Below are 2,640 nucleotides of genomic sequence, written 5' to 3' on the forward strand. Positions count from 1 at the left end.
GACCCAGACGACTCGCCCGAAATGGATGAGTCGACGACACGGCCCTACTTCGGCCGCTATCCGGTGCTGCTCGAAGCAGTCACCGCCTAAGACGTCCGACAGCAGACGAATCGTGCAGTCAGTGGCCGAGCAGGGCACGCGCCGTGTCGTGGAGCATCCGGGCGCGCATCGCCGGCTCGACGGCCAACAGGTCATCGCTCTGCACCTCGGCGCTGACCGCCACGTTGTCAGGCAGCCGAGACAGCAGATTCGCAAGCGGAAGCCCACCTTGACCCGGGAGCAGACGACCATGACGCGCTTCGTTCGCCAGGAGCTCTTTGCTCGGTTGCGTCAATGGCGCATCACACAGCTGCACCCATCCGAGCACCCCGGACGCCACGATGGCGTCAAGTTCCGCAATGCCAGCACCGACACGCACGTGATGCAGCAGATCAACCAGCAGCTCGCAACCAGTCTGACGAGCGATATCGATGGCTTCGAGCGGATCGCTCGGATCGGTCCAGGCCATGTACTCAAGTGCCAGGCGCAAGCCGTTGCGACGACACCGTTGGCTGAGATCGTCAAGTGCGTCGACAGTGGCAGCACGATCGTCGAGGTCCGACACCCCGAGCAGCGCCGACGCACCGATCGCCGCCGCCTGGGCGATCAACGGATCCGGGTCGGCCGGGTCGTTGGTGATGCGGTACACCTCGACATCATGAATCTTCAGGCCCAGCCGTTCAGCGGTTCGACTGGTTGCGGCCGGGTCATTGACCGCGTGTTCGCCCGAGAGTCGCAGACCGACACCGTCGAAGCCTGCAGCCGCGGCAACGCGGAGCAGTACGTCCGCCGGTTGGTCGAGCATCGATCCAGCGGCGAGATGCAGTGCCCGTTGTCTCCCCCTCACCGCGACATCCTAGACAGCAGTCGAAAGGCCTCGTCATGATCGACGTCCACGCACACACCGTGCTTGCAGGAGTGATGGGATGCGCCGGACGGCACGGTCCCGAACTCGGTATCGGCCCGGAAGGTCGCCCCCGTTTCCGGGCCGGCAACTACGTGCTCGACGGTGTGGACTACACCGGCACCCCCTTCATGGATCCAGATGCCCGCTTGCGGTTGAACGACCACCTCGGGATCGACCTGCAGGTGTTGTCGCCCAACCCGATCACCTACTTTCACCACATCGAGCCAGATCTGGCAGCCGAGTACTGCAAGTGGCACAACACGGAACTCGCGGAGGTGGTCGGCGGGCATCCGGACCGGTTCCGTGGCTTCGCCCAACTCCCGATGCAGGACATCGACGCGTCGATCACCGAATTGCGTCGGGCGACGACCGATCTCGGTCTGCTCGGCGCCTACATCGGTACCGATTTCGGCATCGACTTCGACGACGAGCGACTCGATCCGCTTTGGGCTGCTGCCGTCGAACTCGACGTGCCAATCTTTATTCACCCGGCACCGTGGGGCATCGACGGTCCGCTGCGCGACGAACGAATCCGCAAGTACGACCTCGACCTATCGCTCGGATTCCTGTTCGAAGAGACGCTCGCCGTTGCATGTCTGATCTATGGCGGTGTACTGGACCGGCATCAGGATCTCGACATCTGTGTGTCCCACGGCGGCGGCGCCAGCGCCTACATGCTCGGTCGACTCGAACACCAAGGCCGGACCCGGCCCTGGGCTCGGGAACACCCAGTCGACTTCGCCGGCGCGATGCGACGCTTGTGGTTCGACAATCACGTGCACGATGACGATTCGCTGGCGTTACTCGAACGCAAAGTAGGCCGCGATCGCCTCGTGCTCGGCACCAATCTGGCTGGTTGGGATGCGCCGACCGAACCCGAACAGATTCCGTTCGTCGACGAATACGACAGCAACGCTCGCCGCCTATTGCGGCTCGACCGATGACCCGCTCAGGTCAGAGTTCGATGTCAACCCCGTCGAGCTGCAACTTGATCGCCCCGCTCGGGCAGCCTCGGGCGATCCGCAGCAGGGCCACATCGTCGGGGCGAGCGCCAGCGCGGTCGATCATGGCAATCTCGTCGTCGTCGAACACAAAGAATCCAGGGCCCGACGCCACACACTTGCCAGCGCTCACACATTCATCGGTGTCGAGAACCACGTCATACATCACAGGTCAGAGAGCGTAGTGCCGGTTGCTGTCGTCACCGGAGCGGCGCGTGGAATCGGCGCGGCAATTTCGGATCGCCTCGCGAGCGATGGCTTCGAGGTCGTCCGGCTCGACGTCGACGACGGCGCCGGCGTGCTGGAGTGCGACATCGCCGATCACGCCGCAGTCGAACGCATCGCCCATGACGTGGGTCCGATTGATGTGCTGGTCAACAACGCAGGTATTTGGCGGTTCGGTCCGATCGAAACCGCCGACCCCGCCGACATCCAACGGGTGCTCGCCGTGAACGTCGGCGGCACGTTCAATTGCACGCAACTTTTCGGTCGGTCGATGCTCGACCGGGGTGGCAGCATCGTGAATATCGTGTCGGTCGCCGCGCACTCGCCGAACCCGATGGTCGGCGCATACTCCGCGTCGAAGTCGGCGGTCCTTGCGTTCACCCGTCAGACCGCTGTCGAGTGGGGGCCGCGCAACGTGCGGGCCAACGCGGTCGGGCCAGGATTCGTGCCGACCCCCGGGACCGGCGA

Annotated in this window: 4 protein-coding genes; 2 read left to right on the plus strand and 2 right to left on the minus strand. The window is 64.2% G+C overall.

The features are described 5' to 3' along the window. Positions 1-118: 118 nt before the first annotated feature. Positions 119-886, minus strand: coding sequence for a sugar phosphate isomerase/epimerase family protein (locus ACH2EI_RS20270; RefSeq protein ID WP_395161377.1), 768 nt, complete (start codon positions 884-886; stop codon positions 119-121). A 35-nt stretch (positions 887-921) separates the two neighbouring features. On the opposite strand from ACH2EI_RS20270, the gene ACH2EI_RS20275 reads away from it, so the two are divergent. Next, the gene (locus tag ACH2EI_RS20275; RefSeq protein WP_395155229.1) at positions 922-1,890 is read left to right on the plus strand and encodes an amidohydrolase family protein; all 969 of its coding nucleotides are present in this window, start codon (positions 922-924) and stop codon (positions 1,888-1,890) included. A 10-nt stretch (positions 1,891-1,900) separates the two neighbouring features. Here the strand turns inward: ACH2EI_RS20275 and ACH2EI_RS20280 are convergent, their stop codons facing one another. Next, positions 1,901-2,113 carry a ferredoxin gene (locus tag ACH2EI_RS20280; protein WP_395155234.1) on the minus strand — a complete coding sequence of 71 codons (213 nt, stop codon included), beginning with the start codon at positions 2,111-2,113 and terminating at the stop codon, positions 1,901-1,903. A gap of 18 nt (positions 2,114-2,131) precedes the next feature. On the opposite strand from ACH2EI_RS20280, the gene ACH2EI_RS20285 reads away from it, so the two are divergent. Continuing rightward, the coding region (locus ACH2EI_RS20285) for an SDR family NAD(P)-dependent oxidoreductase (RefSeq protein ID WP_395161379.1) at positions 2,132-2,640 on the plus strand (509 nt) is incomplete at its 3' end.

This window comes from Ilumatobacter sp. (assembly GCF_041688325.1).
Classification (GTDB): domain Bacteria; phylum Actinomycetota; class Acidimicrobiia; order Acidimicrobiales; family Ilumatobacteraceae; genus Ilumatobacter_A.